Source organism: Methanomassiliicoccus luminyensis B10 (genome assembly GCF_000308215.1).
Taxonomy (GTDB): Archaea; Thermoplasmatota; Thermoplasmata; order Methanomassiliicoccales; family Methanomassiliicoccaceae; genus Methanomassiliicoccus; species Methanomassiliicoccus luminyensis.
In genome coordinates this window covers 1-20,350 of record NZ_CAJE01000017.1, presented here as the reverse complement: position 1 = coordinate 20,350, position 20,350 = coordinate 1, and the positions used below count along the sequence as shown (strand labels likewise).

Sequence of the window (20,350 nt, the reverse complement as noted above, 5' to 3'; positions counted from 1 at the left end):
CTCTTTCCAACATATCCTTGCGTTTAGTTGGATATATCATCCATCATATTGGATATGTAGGATGTATGCTCCATCAGCAGGGGCATATATTAGTTTTTTTACCAAAATCATCACGTGCATTATCTTTGCACATCGTGAACGTTCGTCGTCATGGCGAAGTTATCGATGCTCATGAGATCGATGAAGTACACCGACAGGAGATCCCAGACCGGGGAGTGATGAGGCCTGTGGCAGCTGTACCACTCCAGACATTATGGGAGATCCGCCTCGAACCTCTCGTACCATCCAGCCTGTCCATGAACCCCTCCTGGAGCGAGCGATTCCAGCGTTCGATCTTGCCGCACGTGGTCTGCCGGCGAACGCCGGCCGTGATGTGCTTGATTCCCAACAACTCACGGGTGCATCCGAAAACAGTCGGACGGCCGCCTGTTGTGTAGAAATGCAGCGTGGTCAGCCAACATTTGGCGAGGACGCTAAAGACACTCAATGTTACGATTAACAGTTCTGACACTACCTCAGCGGTGTCCGGCCTCAAGAGCTTCGACGCGATGGTGGATTGCGAGTGATCGTCGAAGAGCATCAATAGGGGCCTGGGCTTGACATCATCGGCCTCCCTGATATCGCAATGCCACAGCGAGTTCAGATGCTTGCGCTCGACGCTCGCCATACGCGACGCTTCCTAGGCCCCTGTCTCACGAGACCATTCTCGACTAGGACCTCGCGTACCTTCTGATGATTGAGGTCAATGTCGAGCATCGTCATGATCTTCTGCGTGCCCAGAAAAGTATATTTCATCCTTAGATCTGCGATGCTCTCGGCGAACCGCCTCTTCTCCCCCATTATGGTCCGGGGCCTCATCGACAGCGTGCGAACCACATCCCTGCACCTCGCATCGTTCCAGCGGTTCCGTCTCTTCGTTGCGAACGCCACCGGCACCCGGATCAGATATGCGGCGCGAGACTGCGTATTGCCCTTCCTGATCCGTTCTACAACGTACTTCCTGACCTTGAACCAGTCGCGTTGTTTATGCACATGCTTCGCCGGCTCGCACTCGAACACCTCGTTCATCTTCAATTCTCCAAACGATGTGAACGAGGTGTTCTCTTTTCTCACATCGCGAAGAGTTCCAGATTATAATTTCCTCGACCCTTCACGATGTCTGTTGATAGTACGCGGGCCACCTCCTCCATGTTCGTGAAGGACCTGGGATATGTGAGAGGAATTATAGCCCCATCGTTCAGAGAGTGATCCAGTAAGCTGTCGTTCGCCGGTTATTGGGCCAAGGAATCCACGGATGAGATGGGGAAGTGCAGGAGCTTAGGTGAGGAAATATAAATAGTTACAATGTATTTGGGAGAATACATCCAATTAACAGTATATCTGGGAGCATACATCCAACTTAAATGGCCGCCCATGGTGTGCGATTGTTCCTTCTCATCATCGCGGTTGGCAAAACAGAAATAAGAGGTAGGCACGTGGGAAAGGAAAAGATGTTCATCGTGGTGGCAGCCGTATTATTTGCGGCCCTCATCTCATTGAACACATCCTTCGCCTCTGGTGACGTGGCCGCAGAAGTCACCGATTCCGGCAGGGCTGGACAAAAGGCGACATGGGCGTATGAAAGCGATACCAAAACACTTACGATAAAAGGCGAAGGAAGCACATATGACTTCAAGCAGGGAGGCGCCTACGGGCTTCCGGGATGGAGGGACCTGTCTGTCGAGACAGTAACGGTCGAGACAGGCATAACGGGCCTGGGGGGCAACATCTTCGCATATAATCCGGAGATAAAAACGGTGACTCTGCCGGATGGGCTGCTGACAATCGGGGAGTCCGCGTTCTCGGGCACATCCATAATGTCGATAGATCTTCCTGACAGTATCGTTTCGATAGGCAACAGCGCATTCAGCATGACCATGCTGACCTCTATTATCCTACCTCCCAAAATGACGACGATCGGTTCCAACGCATTCAGCGGAACAGCGCTTAATGTGCTGGAGATACCGTCCAACGTTACCACGATAGGTTCAGGAGCATTCAGCGGGACCAAACTGGTATCACTGACGATACCGTCAAATGTAAACATCATAGGCGCTGGTGCATTCAGCGGCATATCAACTCTTGAAACGTTGAACATAGAAGAAGGCGTCAATAGAATAGAGAACGGAGCGTTCTCCGGAACTACCATGAGGACAATAACGGTGCCGAACAGCGTCGTTTCCCTCGGAAGCAGTGTGTTCAGCGGATGCACCGGTTTGGAAAAGGCCGTGATCGGGGACGGAGTGTCGATGATAAACACCGGTCTTTTTGGGGGCTGTACGGCGCTGACCGATGTAACGTTCGGCGATGGCGTCACGGGAATGGATACGGATGTCTTTCCCAGAACGACGTCTCTGAAATCGATAACCCTGCCTAAGAACTTCGCTTATTTTTTCACTGAATGGGATACCGTTACAACGGCCTTCACGGGTTCGTCCCTTCTTAATATCTATGTCGATGAAGGGAACCAGTTCTTTGAGAGTTACGAAGGTGTTCTGTTTACAAAGGGAATGGTAGAGCTCGTTGCATATCCTCCCGGAAGGATGGATCCCGTGTATGAGGTGCCAAGGTATGTCATCAGCATAGGGGACCTTGTCTTCTGGGACACGAACCTTCAGGAACTTGTGATATCCAATACGGTCCTGTCAATAGGAAAGATGGCCATCTGCTTGGACTCTGTCACAGTTCCGAACAGTGTCAAGAGCATAGAGGAGAAGGGCATTTCCGCGAAATATGTGAAGATCGGTAATGGAATAACGGCGATAACAGACAACATGTTGGACAGGAACCTGGAGGTTCTGGACCTGGGCACAGGAGTTGTCTCGATAAGCACGGAACTCTTCGCTTACGGAAAGCTGAGGGAGGTCAACGTGGACCCCGAAAACACTCAGCTGACTTCCGTGGGGAACATAGTATACACGAAGAACATGCGGGACATCGTTCTCATCCCCGCCGGGAAATCGGGACAGTATGTTATGCCCAACACGATCGAGTATATCCGGGGTGGGGTCTTCCAATACACCTCGATATCGGAGGTGGTCATGAGCGAGAACCTGAAGGGCATAGGCAGCGGGGCGTTCTATGGCAACAAGTACATCACATCGATAAAGATACCAAAGAAGGTCGCATCCATCGGAAGCGAGGCCTTCTCCGGTTGCGTGAATTTGAAGATGGTGTTCTTCGAAGGGAGTCAACCGCCCAGCATGGGGTATAACTCGTTCTACCTTGGCGATGTGGATAAGTGGGGCAGTCTGAGAGTGTATTCCGTCTTCCCGGCAGGCTTCATGGACCGTTATGCCGGGAAGTTCACAACGTTGTCATATTACGACTCAGAGGTCAGGCCGGTGGGTCTGCTGGAAGAGGTCAGAGGGAACACTACCCTCTTGGCGATCGGGATAGTGCTGTTCTCCGCGGCCCTTATCGTAGCGGAGCGTTTAATGTCAAAACGGAGAGGATAATACGACATCCGAACAAATGGGAGGAGATGATCAAAATGAATGCTAACACTTCAAAGCTCTTCGCGATTCTGGCGGTCGTGGTGATAGCGGCCTCGTCGCTGGCCTATGTGTATCTCAGTGACGATGGCGGCGAGGGGGAAAACGTTGGGAAAGGCGAAACTGAGGGCGGCTACATCAGTTTCTTCTTCTACGACAACTACGAATATGACCAAAAGTCGGGGCTGCTCGCTGAAAACACACATCTGGCCAACGGATTCTGGGTCAAAGGATACGGCGACACCAAGACAGAATGCTTCAAGGATGCATGTGAACGGGCAGGCATCGATGTCGTCATGACCGGCGACGGTCTGGGTGGGTGGGCCAACACGACGGATGGCAATTATGCACACATAGGGTGGGCAGGAGGAAAGTGGACCTCGGATATATGGCTCGGAAGTACGGAGACGTACAAAGTAAAGTACATGGCCATAGGTCATGGGAGATGGTCCGGGGGTAGCGGAGGCAACCCTCCGGCCCCGTGGCAGACCCCTGATGACATACAGTGGTATTTCGGGGAGTCCAAGGAACCGGGGACCGGCACCGGCGTTAAATTCTATTTCTACGACAACTACAACAATGACCCTCCGGCCGTCAAATCGCAACCGTATTCTTCACAGACGGACAGATTCGTGGCTGACGGATACTGGGTGACGGGATACGGGGGAACAATGGCCGATGCGTTCAGGGATGCGTGCAAAAGGGCGTTCGGCAACAATGTGATGATAGGATACAACGATGCCAGCGGCACGATAAACAGGATCGGCAACGTAGGGTCGCAACTCCATTCCCTTATGTGGAACGGGACTGCGTGGGAATCATGCAATCTCTCGGAGCTGTCGATAACTTCGGACATGTACATCGGAATAGGTCACGGGTCCAAGTCGGCCGGAGGCAACCCTCCGACCCCGTGGCAGACTCCTGATGATATGAACTGGGGCCTGTGAGGTGTTCGGATGGACGAAGGATGCGCTATAGAGGCACGTGGGCTGGTCAAGAGGTTCGGGTCGTTTACGGCGGTGGACGATCTGAGCATGAATGTGCGCAGAGGAGAGTTCATGGGTCTGCTCGGTCCGAACGGCTCGGGAAAGAGCACGACGCTGAAGATGATCACTGGCCTAATATGGCCCACGCAAGGCACAGTGATGATAAACGGTCAGGATATATCCGACCATCGCACCGCGCTTTCGGAAGTGGGGTGTGTCATCGAGACACCAGAGTTCTATGCGTCATTCACGCCTTCCGAGGCGTTGCAGTATGTTGGAAGGATCTATGGGCTCAATGAGCGGGAGATCGCCATAAGGTCCAGGGATGTGCTGGAAGAGGTGAAGATGTGGGAATGGCGCGACAAACCTCTGAGCAAATTCTCCAAGGGGATGAGGCAGAGGACCGTGCTAGCCCAATCCATGATCTCCAACCCCAGCATATTGATACTCGATGAACCCACCTCCGGTCTGGACCCCCGAGGGATGATCGAGATGCGTGCGGTCCTTTCCGAACTTAAGAGAAGGGACCGCGCGATGCTCATAAGCACGCACATGCTGAAGGAAGTGTCAGAGATGTGCGGATCTGTCAGCATGATCAGGAACGGGAAGCTGATAGCTTCCGGTGATGTCAACAAGCTCATCAAAGATTATGTGGACAGGTCCAAGGGAAGGGTGGAGCTAAGTGTACGCACCGTAAAACCGATGACACAGACATTTATAAAAGACATATCCGCAAGCACGGGGGTCAGGTCCGTGAACCTCATGGGGGATTATGAGGTAAGGCTTGATTTTTGCGGCTCCACCGACGATCAGTCCAGGGTGGTCGACATCGTTCAGGAACATGGCCTGAGGCTGATGGCAATGAACGAGAAGGGGTTGGATATAGAGCAGCTGTATATGGAACTGACCGAAGGGGAGGTAAACGTCGAATGAAGCTGCCCGGAATTAACATGTCCGACATGTTCGGCCGAATGGAAGAGAATGTGTATGACAATTATGGAGCGAACAAGCAAAGAGACGAGAAATATGAATTAACCAACAAGGCAGGGCAACTTTGGACCGTCTTCCTGAGCCAGATGAAGCTCTTCACAAAGAGCTATCTGCCGATCCTGATGATCGTATTCGTGGCCCTTATCCCCGTCTTGATATATTCCGGCGTACTTGACAGCGCCATAATCAATCCCATCCGCGAGGAGATCGGCGATACGGGAGAGACATACGTCGCCATATGCCTGGGTTTGCTGCCGGTGATGATGGCCCTGATCTCATGTATGATATGCGGGTCCATGTTGCCCTCTGAGTTCAGGTACCGCACGGCGTATCTGAACTTCCCGTTGCCGCAGTCCAGGATGACATTCTATCTGGGCAAGTTCCTCGCGGGATACGCATTGGTATTGGCAACGATCCTGTCGGCGTTCGCGGTGTCCATATTGATGGCCACGTTTGCAGGATACGATTCCGTGAGTTCGGCGGCCATAGGGGAGGCGATGCTTCTGAGCATTGCGGGGAGTTTCGCATTCTGCAGCATCGCATACGGGCTTAGTGCATTCATGTCCCACGGTTCCACGATGTTCCCCTTCGTACTGATATTCATCATGATACCCGCATTCACTCTGATAATGGCGGACGCAGGGGGGTTCGGGGATCTCGTGGGATACGTGCCGAGCTTCGCCGGGGACCTCGCACTTGCGTCTCTGGGGTCCGACCAGACGCTGTCCGTATCGTTGTTGCTTACCAATATCGATGTCCAAATGACCGCATCTGTCCCGCTTGCGGCAACGGCCAGTCTTATTTGCGGCGTATTGTTCCTTCTGATAGGGATGTCCAAGACAAGGAGTAGGGAGATATGATGAAAAGAACCGTGCCGGCGCTAGCAGTGATAATGACGCTAACGATGCTGACGGTATGCTTCTCACCTTATTCGGAGGGAGCGACGGACGTACAGAACCAGAAACAGATGAACGTGAAGAATGTCTACTGTTCAGAGTTCATAAGTTTGGGCACACTTCCCTCATATGAAGAGAACTCCTACTACTTCTTCATAGTGGGTTCAGACAACCACAAGGAGTTCCTCAGGTACGTGAACGGGGAGACGTCGGTGTTCCTGCCGGCCCACGACTTCGCCGTCATACAGAAAGGGGACCGAGTGGCAGCGTATTTCTTCAGTTCGGAAACCTATGCCAACGGATACGAGGTGATACTCGAATTCTATAATTTCTCCGGGACGTTATTTGAGGGATACCTTCAGCTGACGTTCGAGAAATTCGTGGGTGTGGATAGCATACAGCATTTCTTCATGAAGGGCTCGACGGCGATTATCAAATGGTCGACCAAGCCGGCGAAGATGACAGCATACTTCGATGGAGAGAACATAGCCAGGCTGGCAAAGTACGATGCAGAGACAGGGACGTACGAGGTGACGGTGGACATTGAAGAGAACGGCGTGTACCCGCTGTGGTTCGTGAACGATTCAACGAACACCATAAACGCAACCGTCTACTACAGCATCGAAGGATTCGAGAGTTCAGGCAGCACATGGATCGCGATCCTCTCGATCATCATGGTCGCGGCCGTGGCGACGCTGCTGGCAATGTCCTTCGTAAAACCCAGATGGTCGAAGCCCCTGGCGCAGGAAGGGGATCCGTTGCAGGGGGACGAAAAAGAAAATGCGTAAGATGGCGGTGTTAGCTGCAGCATTGCTCCTTGCAACAGCACTCCTGTCCCTTCAACCGGTGGGATCGTCCGCCGAGCCCACATTCGACGAATGGAATACCTTCGACGAGAGCACCTACCAATACACGACGCACTTGCAGAACGGGCGTTACTGGTCGGAGATCACCGCCTACTCGGGCACGGCGGAAAACCTTACCGTACAGTCGTCCATGGAAGGATACCAGGTGACTTCGATAGGGGATTCCGCGTTCTCCGGGAATACATATCTCAAGACGGTGATAATACCAGAACGGGTAACTGTCATCGGTAAGAACGCATTCAGCGGATGTATGCAGTTGAACGACATCTATTTCATGGGGCCCATGCCGGAGATCGGGCAGGGCGCGCTCGGCAGCGCAGCGGCCCACTACCTGTCCGCGCATTCGGGATCGTGGGACGGATATTCTGGTTCAAAGTCCCAGACCGAAGAATATTCGGACGGTTCTCTGAAATATTACATCGTCAACGACACGGCGCACGTGTGCGGCTGGATGTCCGGCAGCAGGGTGGAGATACCAGCATCCGTCACGAAGGACGGAATTGTATATGAGATGAGATCGGTGGCACCGTGGGCGTTCTACGGCAATTGGAACATCACGGAAGTCTCGATCGCCGAAGGGGTGTCGATGATAGAGGAAAGGGCGTTCATGTACTGCAAGAACCTATCCTCCCTTACCCTTCCTTCCACGCTTCTGGCCATAGACGACGAGGCGTTCAGGATGGAGATCCCTTCATCCAGTGCCGGGTCGGAAGCGTCCCTCGAAGTTCTGACCCTTCCGTCCGGTCTGGAGTATATGGGCTTTGAAAGCTTCAGAATGAATTGTGAGATCACGGCCGTGACCGTTCCGGATTCCGTGACAACGTACAAAGAAGGCGTGTTCAGGGCGTGTTACAAGCTTGAGAGCGTGACGCTCGGCTCGGGGATAGACGCTATACCGGATTGGTCCTTCGACAACTGTTATGCGCTCAGAACCGTCACGGCATACGGAACGATCGGGTCGGTGGGGAACAGCGCATTCCTATCCGACAGCAGCCTGACTGATCTGAACCTTGTCAACGGAGGCGTCACCGAAATAGGGAGCAATGCGTTCTCGGAATGCACATCCCTGATCTCCTTCCCGATGCAGGGCGTCGAACGCATAGGGTCCGGGGCATTCTACAACTGCGTGGCCTTGGAGGAAGCGGTGCTCGATTCCGCGGTATCCATAGGGGATGGGGCGTTCAAAAGTTCCGGTGTGATGACCGTGAGCATCGGGGAATGCACCGGAACCATCGGAAGGGATGCATTCCTGTCCTGTCCCCGGCTGACGGACATAACGGTCGACAGCCGCAACACGGAATTCCTTTCCATCGATGGAGTTCTGTTCAGCAAGGACATGGAATTGAAATGTTATCCTTCGGGAAAAGCGCTCTCGTCATACACGATACCGGACGGAACGACGGCCTTGGGCGACAACTCCATGCAGGGTGCGAAATTCAGCAAAGTAACAATACCTTCCACGATCACGGAGATAGGCCCCCGCGCTCTTTCCTTCACGTCGCTTGCGGAAGTGACGATACCTTCGAGCGTGAGGTATGTGGGAGACCGGGCGATGTACGAATGCAGCGAAATGCGATATGCGCACTTCGAGGGAGCCCCTCCTGAATTCGGGGTACACGTGTTCCGCGGAGCGCATCCGGATTTCACCATATTCTATGATGAGGAACACTCTGCGTCATGGGAGGATGCGGAGAGCATATCGCAATACGAGGCGCGCATATGGGAAGATCAGGAAGGAGAGGGGGCCTCCGCGATCATGATCGCGGCGATCGCAACAATAGCGCTATTGCTCGCGGCAACGGCGGTATGCCTCAGAAGAAGATGAATCACCTTCTGCTCTTTTTGGAGATCGCCACCTCTATTCCTACCAAGGATACGGACAGAATGACAATGGCCACAAGTATATAGGCAGTGTTGCGGGCCATCTCGTCGACAATGCTGGCATATGATGCCTCGGAGTCGTAGTACGCTAGGTCCGTATCTCCAGAATATCTGTCCAGGAACCCGGGGGTCATGGCCGAATACACCCTTACGGCCTCGGACCCCCCGGTGTCGAAGGCGTTCCTGCCTATCGTCGGGAGGGCCCCCCCTTCAAAGTGGATCATTGTCATATTGGAACAGCCTGCAAAGGCATCATCACCTATGATCTTCACACTAAGAGGTATCTTTATGCTTGTGAGGGAGGTGCCCGCGAACGCGCCCCTGCCTATAACCGAAAGATCGTTGCTCAGGGTAACGGAAGACAAGGAAGAGTATCTGAACGAGTTATCGCTTATATGCGTGACGCTGTTGGGCATTATGAAATGGCCAGTCAAAGCGCCAGGAACGACGAGCAGCTGTTTGATGTTGTTGTTGTAGAGTGCACCGTTAACAGACGCGAAATGAGGGTTGTTGAGATCGACGGTTATGCTCTTAAGGTAGGGGTTCTGCCTCATCGTTTCATAATCCAGATGTGTGACGCCGGCGCCGATGTGTATATTGATCGCGGAACCGAGGGACGGAACGATAGTGCCGTCAACGGCCTTCATTCCGCTTCCGATATACAGATATTCAAGCACGCTTCCGGTGTCCACACCGGACTTGTCGATCTGGGTAACACCGTCGGATATGGACAGATATTTCATTCCGGTGCACTGTCCGAAGGCGTTCTTACCGATATATCCCACCGAATCTGGAAGCACGACCCTTTCCAGTGAGATGCACATGTAGAACGCAAAAGGGGATATGGATTCCACGCCGTCCGGTATATAGTACTCCGCAATCCCGGAGGTGGGGAGGAATCTGACGATCTCGCTCTTGTCATTGTTGAAAAGTATGCCGTCCGAGCTGGAATAATATTCGTTGCCGGGTTCCACATCGATACGTTCCAGGGAATCGAGGTACCTTGTTGAGAAGGCCTCCGGGGATATCCATGCCACCTTCCCCGGTATGCACAGATCCTTGAGGCCGGAGCCGCTCGTAAGCCATCTCTCGATCGCGGTGACGTTCTTTCCGATGGTGAACGATGTCAGGACAGGAGTGTCCGCCACAAGGCCTTGGGAAAGGATGCGGACCCCGTCACCGATGACGACGGTGGCAAGGTTAACGTTCTTGGCGAAGGCGCTGCCGCCTATCGTCTCCACGGAATCCGGAACGGTCACGGCCGTTAGCCTTGTACCGAAAAATGCCAGCGTGCCTATGCTGGTGAGCGTATCCGGCAGGTCGATTAGTGTTATGGAAGTGCCGGAGAATGCATTGGTACCTATCGACTCAAGTCCATCAGGGAGGCTTACGCTCGCAATATCCGGATTGTACCGGAGAGCGCTGTCGCCCACTCTCGTCACGCCTTTCTCTATGATCGCGCTCCTGAGGTTGAGCTCGGACCACGGGGGAGCACCGGCCCGGGGGTCGTTGGGCGGGACATCGGGATCGTCATAGTCATACATGGGGCCGCTGCCCTCAAAGGTGATGCACATGGAGTTCAGATCGATGTCATAGGTTACATTGGCCCCCGCGCTTCCATTGGTCACCGGCGGCGGCCTTTCGAATCCGTCCACCGATGGGATCATGCTCGCTGAAAGAAGAAAGAACAGCACTGCGACCGAGGTCATGCCGAAGATGATGCGCCGAGGGGAGATGCGCTCGGGTGCGGAACCGCCTCTGGACATTACGCCCTTATGCCTGTCTGCCGCCATAATATATTCCTCGCCGGGCACAACCGTTCCCAAGCGTAGATCCGAGTTATCAGCTTGACTATCAAACCCCATCGATGTCCCCTACTGCCTCATCACTGCCCGTTGCAGCCGCCGACAGTGGATTGCCTGGAAGCGAGTTCGTAGGGTTAAGGAATGAACGGCATGCCGCTCAAGATGCGCCTTCAAAGAGTGGGTAGAAAAGCCGAATGTATATAAAGAGGGACGGGATTGGCGGCCTCTAAATCCGCAAGGCGCTCATCTCATGAACCCCTCCGATCTCCCGGTCTGATGCGCCCTTGTGTGCGATTGGTGCGATGAAGGCATTGGTGGAAAATGATTCTGCGGTACCTTAAGGCCAGAGAGTGGGGGCTGATCACCGCCATCACGGCGTTCATTGTGGTCCAGGTATGGTTCGACCTGATGATCCCGGATCATATGTTCACGATCACCAACCTGATCCAGACCGGAGGTACCATGGAGGAGGTCATGGGGGAGGGAATGATCATGCTCGCCCTCTCTTTCGGAAGCCTTCTGATGGCAATGGCAACAGGTTACCTGGCCGCCTATGTCGCCACGAGCCTATCCAAGCGGCTTCGTTCCATGGAGTTTGGCAAGGTCCAGTCGTTTTCCTCGAACGAGATCGGCAAATTCTCAACGGCAAGCCTGATAACGCGCGCGACCAACGATATCACGCAGGTGCAGATGGCCGTTGCGCTGGGGCTGCAGGTGATAATCAGGGCACCGATCCTGGCCGGCTGGGCGATCATTAAGATCTCCGGAAAAAACTGGCAATGGACCGCGGCTACTGCTGTGGCTATCGTCGTAATGATCGTGGTCATCTCGGCGCTGATGTACTTCGTGGTCCCCCGATTCAAGAAGATCCAGTGGCTAACCGATGAGGTCAACCGCGACATAAGAGAGAACCTCAAGGGCATTCGTGTCATCCGCGCATATAACGCGCAGGAATATCAGGAGAAGAAGTTCGAAAAGGCCAACGAGAACCTCACATCCAACAACTTGTTCACCAGCCGTGCCATGGCGCTGATGACGCCAGTGATATCAACGGTGATGAGCATGCTGTCCCTTTCCATCTATTGGATAGGGGCGATGATCATTGCGGCCACCGTAGGCATCGGGACGCAGATGATACTGTTCTCGAGCATGGTCACCTTCCTCTCGTACGCCATGCAGGTCATCATGGGCTTCATGATGCTCATCATCGTGTTCATAATCCTGCCACGGGCAGTTGTCGCCGCCAGGCGTATCGAGGAGATACTGGATACGGAACCGACTATAACGGATGGGCAGATCACGGAATCGCCCGGAACGGCCAACGGCGAGATAGTGTTCGACAAGGTGGGGTTCAAGTATCCTGGTGCATCCGACTATGTTTTGAAGGACATCAGTTTCAAGGCAGAACGAGGGGAGACCGTGGCGTTCATCGGCTCTACCGGGAGCGGGAAGAGCACCATTGTTAGTCTTATCATGCGCTCATACGATGTCACCGAGGGCTCCATCACCATCGACGGAGTGGATGTCCGCGATTACACTCTCAAGGCCCTTCATGGGAAGATAGGATATGTGCCTCAGAAGGCCAGCCTGTTCTCGGGCACCATCGCCTCCAATGTCGCTTATGGCGACAGGACGTCCGAGAACATGGAAGAGGATGTGAGGGGAGCTGTCGAGGTCGCCCAGGCAACAGAGTTCGTGGAGGCCACGGAGGGCGGCTACAGTGCCACAATAGCTCAGGGCGGGACGAACATCTCGGGAGGCCAGAAGCAGCGCCTCTCCATCGCTCGCGCGGTATATCGGCGGCCCGAGATATTCATCTTCGACGATTCGTTCTCGGCCCTGGATTATAAGACCGACCGCCAGCTCAGAAGCGCCCTCAAGAAAGAAACGGCCGATGCGATCAGCATAATCGTCGCCCAGAGGGTCGGCACGATACTGGATGCCGACAAGATCATCGTACTGGACAATGGATATATCGCGGGCATAGGCAAGCACCACGATCTACTCGGCACCTGCCCGGTGTACAAGGACATTGTCTACTCTCAACTATCCGAGGAGGAACTCTGCAGATGATGCAGGGCGGTCGTCCGGGAGGACCCGGTGGCAGGCACCAAGGGGGAAAGGCCAAGAGCTTCAAGGATGCCTGGCGAAAGATGCTGGCCTACATGAGGCCATACGCTGTGGCCATCATCGTTGCCTCTGTCCTCGTGATCATTGGGACCGCGCTTACCGTCATAGGGCCCGACAAGCTCAGCGAGATAACCAATCTGATCTACGGCGGGATGACGACCGGCTCGTTCGACCTCGCCGGGGTCGCCAGCATCGGCATGTTCCTGGTAACGATCTACATCATCTCGGCAGTGACGACCTACGGCCAAGGATACATAGTGGCCACGGTGGTCCAGAAGCTGTCGAAGCGCCTCCGCACCGACATATCGGAGAAGATCAACCGCCTTCCGCTCAGGTATTTCGATCGGACCAGCTACGGCGATGTCCTCAGCCGCGCGACCAACGATGTGGACACCATCGGTCAATCGATGAACCAGAGCCTCGGTACGCTTTTGAGCGCTTCCGCGATGCTCATAGGCTCGACGGTGATGATGCTCATTACCGATGTCACCTTGGCCCTGACCGCCATCGCTTCCGCGCTGGGCGGCTTCGGATTGATGATGCTGGTGATGTCCAGGTCGCAAAAGCACTTCGTCCGCCAGCAGGCCTCGCTGGGCAAGATAAACGGCTATGTCGAGGAGAGGTACGCAGGGCACAATATCGTCAAGGCGTACAATGGCGAGGAGGCTGCCCAGAGGGAGTTCGACTCCCTCAACAGCGAACTCTTTGACAGTGCGTTCAAGTCGCTGTTCCTCTCCGGCATGATGATGCCCATCATGGGGTTCATCGGAAATCTGGGATATGTGATGGTGTGCATCGTTGGCGCTGTTCAGGTCATCAACGGCACCATACTCATAGGCACAATAGTCGCGTTCATAGTGTACGTGCGCCTGTTCACGCAGCCCCTCACGCAGCTGGGACAGGCCATGGCCAGCCTGCAATCTGTCGCCGCAGCTTCGGAGCGGGTCTTCGAGTTCCTCGACGAACCGGAGCTGGAGAACGAAGACGGAAAGACGCTGGTCCATAGGGATGTGAAAGGGGATGTGGAGTTCAGGAACGTTTTCTTCGGGTACACTCCAGAGAAGGAGATCATCCACGATTTCTCCGTCAAGGTGAAGGCCGGAGAAAAGGTGGCGATAGTCGGCCCGACCGGGGCCGGCAAGACCACCATCGTCAACCTCCTGATGCGCTTCTACGAGGTGAACTCGGGCGATATCCTCATCGACAATGTATCGACGAGGCAGCTCACGAGGGAGAACGTGCATGACATGTTCTGCATGGTCCTTCAGGATACCTGGCTGTTCCAGGGCACCATCAGGGAGAACATCGCCTATTGCAAGGAGGGCGTCACCGATGAGGAGATCGAGAACGCCTGCAAGGCCGTCGGCATCCACCATTTCATCAGCACATTGCCGGATGGCTACGATACCCTGCTCGATGACGAGTCCAAAATGTCCATTGGACAGAGGCAGCAGCTGACCATTGCCCGTGCGGTGGTGCAGAATGCGCCCCTCCTGATCCTGGACGAGGCCACCAGCTCCGTGGATACCCGGACCGAGCAGATCATCCAAAAAGCGATGAACGACCTCACGGTGGGAAGGACCTCCTTCATCATCGCTCACCGCCTTTCGACGATAAAGGACGCTGATGTGATCCTCGTCATGAGAAACGGAAGCATCGTGGAGAGCGGGAACCATGAACAGCTTCTGGGCCAGGGCGGGTTCTACAGCGAACTGTACAACAGCCAGTTTGAGGAATGCAATTGAACACGGTCGCTCAAGAGCGCCAGAGGTCCTATCGACGTGGTCGATGTGGCGGTCGGCAGCACTATTGGCGCTATGGTCCATGACTGCCGCTCATGAGCCGACCCTCGTTCGCCAACGTCAATGAATCGTACAACCGCATGTTCCTTGATGAACTGACTATAAACGGAAAAACCGTTTGAATTGAATTTCAAAAATAGTTATCTGGATAGAAGGATGAGTGGGCTCAGCCGGGGCTACACATCGAACGAGCCAGATGATATGAATTTATGTTCGATTCTTTCGACATTACTCAGAGCCAGCTTGATAAACGTATTGCCTCTCAGTATTTGGTGAGGCTCTCTTTTCTTTTCATCATATGAAAATCGAGCCGAGTGCGATAGGGCTCCGCCCCCATTTAATATTAGCAACATAGGGTTGAATCAGAACGTTAAAACAAATTTCAAGAGGTACTTTCACGTGCTGCCCCTTGAAGACCACATCATAACTCCTTAGCGCGTTTTATATCCATGTCTGGAGATCAAAGGTAGGTGATTTTCAGGTCAATTAGTTTACACATCGGCGAATATGCTTTTCTTTGTATATGTCAAATTATGCATATAAGGTTATATACAATATATGGCATATTCATGGATAATGCAAAAATACATATTAGAGAAACTCAGAGGTGAATTTCTAAATAGGGGGTCGTTGGACGCATTGCCCGAGAATATTTGGAAAGGGATGAGCTCCTTAAACACTTACGGTACGAACGCAATAGAAGGCAACACTCTCACCTATGATGAAGTAGAGACGGTCCTCCTTGATCAAAAAGGGGTCGAAAAACCGATCGCAGATATAATGGAGACCCTGCAACACGAGAAGGCTTTTAGGAACCTGATAAACCGAAGAGCACGGCCTATCGATCTTATCAACATACTTGAACTCCACGAAGAGATTTTCAAGGGACTGATGGCCGATGCAGGCCAATGGAGACGCACCAATGTAGTCATTCGTGGGGCTCAGTTCTCTCCGCCCAGACCAGAGAAGGTCGTTATGCGAATGGAAGAACTGATCAAGGAATATGACCAGAGGGACTTGGAGGGAGAGGAACCATTCACGTTAGGGTCTTGGATGCATCATGGTTTCGAATCGATTCATCCCTTTAGCAATGGGAACGGTCGTGTGGGGAGGTTATTGTTGAATCTCCACCTCATGAAGCATAACTGGCCGCCAGTTAACGTTCTTCCGGGTGACCGCGAAGCATACTTGAAATCGCTCCAGGCAGGAAATCGCGGTGACCTAGCACCCTTGACCGATTTCATCATGGTCAGAACAGGCAGCTCGCTCCTAAACCTCTTGTCCCAGGTGGGAACCATAGAAGACGAGCTGAAGCCCTTGGTCAAATTCCAGGGTGGCGAGACATATTCGGCAAAGTACCTGGCCCTGAGGGCAGATCAGGGGGAACTCCCTGCAATTAAGGTAAAGAACAGATGGCAATCGAGCGAGAGGGCCCTTCAATTATATATCGAGGTCGTTGGAAGAAAAGCTTCAGGCGCTCAATGATGCTTCCTGAGCTCTTTATCAGCTTAATAGAATAGGCGTTGCTCCGACACCATTGAAAAAATCACCGGGATCGATATTCGTAGAATCTCATTCCAATGCTGTCTCATGGATATCCGCCCGATATAAACTAGAGCCCCTGTTCGAAAATACAGAGGTTGCGGTTACCTTGCCCAGCATCCGGCGATCGTATGGGAATTTCAGCAGCTCAAGGGGCAAATGCCATAATGTTCAGCATTTTCGTGTTTTAATGTTCAATGAACGTTCATGATCTTTTGGGCCGTTCGGCCAACTAGGCCGCGAGCCATAAAAATTGTTCATGGGTCGTCAATAAATTCGTTCGATGTTCGAACGCGCGGTGATTCCCGGTGGGACCGAACCATGGCTATGCCAGATATTGCGCACCATTTTCCAATGCCGGTAGCAAAATCCATGGCCAGTAAATCGATGTGTAGCTATAGTTGGACCCATCAGGATTGCTGTCTGGACAGGAAGATGAGTGGGCTCAGCCGGGACCGCACATTCTTCGAGCCAGATGATGAATATCGAAATTCAATCATCGAACAGAGTCAACTCAAACCCTTTCTTTTCCTTATCCACTATTGGATTAGGTCATTTTCACTATCCTTAATACATCATGCTTACTCGACTATGCCAAACCGGGATCTAGCAGCAAACCGACTTTACGGCAGATGAAGAACATGGAAACCGCTTCTAGGAGATTGAACATAGATGAGTCAAAATTAGGATTGGTTTCGCTCGGGATGCCTTTGAAGGAAAAATCATGTTTAGCCTTCCTGTATACATGATTGATTTTTTCGATTAATTCTATATTTGTTGCATCTAAGAGCTTTTGGTTTTTCGCCTTATGTAAAGCCGCCCCCAGTGGAGACTCGTCGGCATCAATGTTTTTCGCTTTCAATTTTTTCTTTAGGACGATCTCAACATGTGCACAGCTCTCCTGAATGGAAAATCGAGCATTGAGCATTCTATGAGGTGCGATACAGCTTAAAATAGCATATTGCAACGGTCGAAATATCTCTCGATCTTTCTCATCATGATATGCGGCTGTATCATTTTTAAAGGTTGTACCGTCGGGTCCTCTCTGTTCTTCATAAACCCAGATTAGATCTGCAATGCTATCTCCCCCAATTTTTTTATCAATATCATTGACCATTTGCTGTAGATTCGGTACTGATTGCTTATTGTTTCGTTCGCCTGATAACCTTTTAATATCAAGGATGATGGATTGGTCAAAAAGCATGCTTAACAAGTCAAGTATTTCTCTGTGATATATTCCATCAATGGACCCCATACCCAAATATCAACCACGGCTTCTTGAAACATGTAGTTGTACCTTCGAGAGCGTGATGTTTCATTGTTCCTGTTAACTCAGTTCAATTTCATTTATTGTATTATTGGCTTCACTCTTCTGAATCCGACATTATACTGATACTAGACCACACTAGAAATTTTTGAGCCCAACATCGTAATCCATTAGGTAGAGAGTACAAACTTATTTGTAGACAAGTATTTTTCTTTTTAAGGGAGCGTTTGTCCATAGCCTTTTGAATCAAGCATAGAACGAATTTCACTCTCATTTAATCCCAGTTTGTAAAATCCAATGATGGATTCCCTAAGATATTGTCTAAGGTCTAAAACATCTTTTTCCTTTATGAGACTATTATTGCCACTTGAAAGAAGTAAAGCCCTTTTTTTATATAGCCCTTTCATCCGAGTAGATACCATCCTACATTTTTCGATATCACTACCGCCTAAAAGAACCGCACAGTTTCTAGATGTTCTTGAACGTAAGTCACCAAATCCCGGATTGTACAGCGCTTCGATGCCATTCATTAAAACAAGAAATGGTAGAGACATACCATGAATATGGGCAGACGTATAATACGATAAGTCAAAATTTTCTAACGCTAGTTGAACGGTACCACTTTTAAATGGGATGACGACATTTCTAATAAAATCTGTCAGATCTCTTTTCTCGGACTCCGTAATTATATAGTTAGAAAAATCGATAATTCCTCTGTCTTGAACGCTCTGAGCCAAGAGTTCTTTTTTATCCATTCGGTTCAAGTAGCAGTAAGAAAATTGAAGAGAAACTCCACCTTCCTTAAACAATCTCATTTTTTGGCACAAGTCTCTCACGCCATCATCCAAACAATCCCTTTGTATTGAACCAAGTATGGATAAAAATTGATAATAGTCAGAAGCTTCAAAAAAATCATCCAATTCCTCTTGGCTCGGATTATCCGGATATTTATCTTCATCTGGAATGTCAGAGTCCGTTACGATGCTATTGTGGATAACATATACTTTCTTTTCGTCGTAGTTGATGCATCTAAACTCCTTTGCTTTTCCGTGCGCTACTTCCTTTGGAAGCCCTTCTAAATCAGAGATTAAGCCAGTAAATTCGTTAACATCCATTTGTTCGAACTGAAAGCCATCATCCAGGGATAGATCAAGAATAGAATGGTTGGCGTTGGATATGACGCCTAAATACTCTATTTCCGAACGAATTGCTTCATCCGGTAATCCCATCAGGGATTTAACTCCAACGAGGGACATAGTTAATGAGAAAATAGCCATTACGGCTTTCAACCTGTCGAATGGATGTTGGAACGAGATGAGACATCCTTTTATCACATAGTCCTAGATAACCATCAATGCACTCCTTTGTTACGTTCATAGGTTTTCTTACCGGTGTTGATAAAACAATCTTGGACGTTCCATTAGACCATGATTTCACGATTTCCAGGCTCGGGATAACAGATGCACTTCCTCTCCTCGCTGGGGTGATGGGCACTACACCAGAATTGGTTGAGAGGAGTATAATGCTGAACGATTGGGTCAACCATGAAGATGGCTCTCTTTATATGATCAGAAATCGAATCAATCCACCTCATGACGAACAAAACAATAAAATGGATTCATGGCTCACCCAGCATAGAGTAGAGTTTGAGGATAGACTGGTTTATGGTTATTTGGATTCAATCATCAAGCTGTTTCGACTATATAAGCCAGGTAATATTGCACTGCCGGCTATGTGCTATTGTGTAAACGAAGATTTTACAAAAATTTATCACCGAACTGAAAGACAACGAAAACTCCTAACTCACCCGAGATTTTCATTGACAGTAGAAGAAACTCAAAAAATAACCAGCTTTGTTAAAAAGCATGAGTCACTTTTAAATAAGGCGAACCTAAAGAGTTCAGTAGATGCGTTTAACAGATCATATCAACTTCAATTCGAGAATCCAGACTTGGCTTTTTTAGCGCTCATTACGGCTGCTGAAAATTCGTTATCTGATGGATACGAAATTGGATATAAGACCTCAAGAAATCTTGCCGTTTTGATAGGCAATGATTTTGATGATTCAAAGTATATTTTTAAGAGGGTAAATGTGTTCTATAAATTGAGGTCACATACTGCTCACACGATGAATCCAATCAGCAATAGGGGTGGTCTAGTAGTTACTTCTCCCATTATTGAAGAACTAAGAGATTTTATTAGAAGAGCCATTATAAAAATTGATGATTTTCAATTGGAAAAAGGAACCTTACTGGTATTTTTGGAAGAGAAAGGTTTTGGACAGGTTGCCTCCGACTCCTCTGGCCTTGAGCACGTCGTATAATATTTGGAAAGTGAATTTTTATTTTAATCTGGTATTGTTCAAAGAAGAGTAGACCACATCATGTGCATTACATAAAAGATAACCCATTAATAATCCTTTTTTATTTTAGTATGGGAAATCACGTGGTTAAGGGTATTAAAAAGGCTTCTAGCTCTGACACCATATTGGATGAGCAAAACAGAAGAATCATCAGAAACCATCTAAAAACTCTTTTGAAGGAGATAGAACGACAGGATAGCTGGGTTAATGCAAACAACCTCACTGAGCAAACAAGTAAGTTAATCAACGAATCTAAAAAGTTGATACAAGGTTCGGGACATGATATTTCA

Annotated in this window: 15 protein-coding genes; 11 read left to right on the top strand and 4 right to left on the bottom strand. The window is 50.7% G+C overall.

Annotated features, from left to right (window positions below; genetic code table 11):
* Positions 1-639: 639 nt before the first annotated feature.
* Complete coding sequence (locus tag WYS_RS10045; RefSeq protein ID WP_147654297.1) at positions 640-1,068, bottom strand: hypothetical protein; 429 nt, start codon at positions 1,066-1,068, stop codon at positions 640-642.
* 407 nt (positions 1,069-1,475) lie between these two features.
* Here WYS_RS10045 and WYS_RS10035 point away from each other — a divergent pair, with 407 nt between their 5' ends.
* From WYS_RS10035 to WYS_RS10010, 6 genes are read left to right on the top strand one after another with little or no spacing between them, the layout of a single operon-like run.
* Complete coding sequence (locus tag WYS_RS10035) at positions 1,476-3,497, top strand: leucine-rich repeat domain-containing protein (protein ID WP_162137730.1); 2,022 nt, start codon at positions 1,476-1,478, stop codon at positions 3,495-3,497.
* Positions 3,498-3,523: 26 nt separating this feature from the next.
* On the top strand, positions 3,524-4,480 hold the full coding sequence (locus tag WYS_RS10030; protein WP_019178037.1) for a hypothetical protein: 957 nt from the start codon (positions 3,524-3,526) through the stop codon (positions 4,478-4,480).
* Positions 4,481-4,489: 9 nt separating this feature from the next.
* On the top strand, positions 4,490-5,452 hold the full coding sequence (locus WYS_RS10025) for an ABC transporter ATP-binding protein (RefSeq protein WP_019178036.1): 963 nt from the start codon (positions 4,490-4,492) through the stop codon (positions 5,450-5,452).
* Positions 5,449-6,369, top strand: a complete 921-nt coding sequence (locus WYS_RS10020) for an ABC transporter permease (RefSeq protein WP_019178035.1) — start codon at positions 5,449-5,451, stop codon at positions 6,367-6,369. Before WYS_RS10025 ends, WYS_RS10020 begins: the two co-directional genes overlap by 4 nt.
* A complete protein-coding gene (locus tag WYS_RS10015) occupies positions 6,369-7,193 on the top strand; it encodes a hypothetical protein (protein ID WP_026069004.1) in 825 nt (274 codons plus the stop codon). The genes WYS_RS10020 and WYS_RS10015 overlap by 1 nt, the downstream gene beginning before the upstream one ends.
* A complete protein-coding gene (locus WYS_RS10010) occupies positions 7,186-9,096 on the top strand; it encodes a leucine-rich repeat domain-containing protein (RefSeq protein WP_019178033.1) in 1,911 nt (636 codons plus the stop codon). Before WYS_RS10015 ends, WYS_RS10010 begins: the two co-directional genes overlap by 8 nt.
* Before the next feature lies 1 nt (position 9,097).
* Here the strand turns inward: WYS_RS10010 and WYS_RS10005 are convergent, their stop codons facing one another.
* Positions 9,098-10,966, bottom strand: coding sequence for a leucine-rich repeat domain-containing protein (locus WYS_RS10005; RefSeq protein ID WP_187120179.1), 1,869 nt, complete (start codon positions 10,964-10,966; stop codon positions 9,098-9,100).
* Between the two features lie 312 nt (positions 10,967-11,278).
* Between WYS_RS10005 and WYS_RS10000 the strand changes: the two genes are divergently transcribed.
* From WYS_RS10000 to WYS_RS09990, 3 genes are all read left to right on the top strand, one after another.
* Entirely contained in the window at positions 11,279-13,030 is a 1,752-nt protein-coding gene (locus WYS_RS10000) for an ABC transporter ATP-binding protein (RefSeq protein ID WP_019178031.1), read from the top strand.
* Entirely contained in the window at positions 13,027-14,832 is a 1,806-nt protein-coding gene (locus tag WYS_RS09995) for an ABC transporter ATP-binding protein (protein WP_019178030.1), read from the top strand. The genes WYS_RS10000 and WYS_RS09995 overlap by 4 nt, the downstream gene beginning before the upstream one ends.
* Positions 14,833-15,447: 615 nt before the next feature.
* Entirely contained in the window at positions 15,448-16,374 is a 927-nt protein-coding gene (locus tag WYS_RS09990) for a Fic family protein (RefSeq protein WP_081579946.1), read from the top strand.
* A 646-nt stretch (positions 16,375-17,020) separates the two neighbouring features.
* On the opposite strand, the gene WYS_RS09985 is transcribed toward WYS_RS09990, so the two are convergent.
* Positions 17,021-17,635: a hypothetical protein gene (locus WYS_RS09985; protein WP_147654295.1), complete on the bottom strand. Its 615-nt coding sequence runs from the start codon at positions 17,633-17,635 to the stop codon at positions 17,021-17,023.
* Positions 17,636-17,913: 278 nt separating this feature from the next.
* A complete protein-coding gene (locus WYS_RS09980) occupies positions 17,914-18,987 on the bottom strand; it encodes a hypothetical protein (RefSeq protein WP_147654294.1) in 1,074 nt (357 codons plus the stop codon).
* Between the two features lie 65 nt (positions 18,988-19,052).
* Here WYS_RS09980 and WYS_RS09975 point away from each other — a divergent pair, with 65 nt between their 5' ends.
* On the top strand, positions 19,053-20,021 hold the full coding sequence (locus tag WYS_RS09975; RefSeq protein WP_019178026.1) for a hypothetical protein: 969 nt from the start codon (positions 19,053-19,055) through the stop codon (positions 20,019-20,021).
* Positions 20,022-20,131: 110 nt separating this feature from the next.
* A partial coding sequence (locus WYS_RS16465; protein WP_238540780.1) for a hypothetical protein occupies positions 20,132-20,350 on the top strand: 219 nt, incomplete at its 3' end.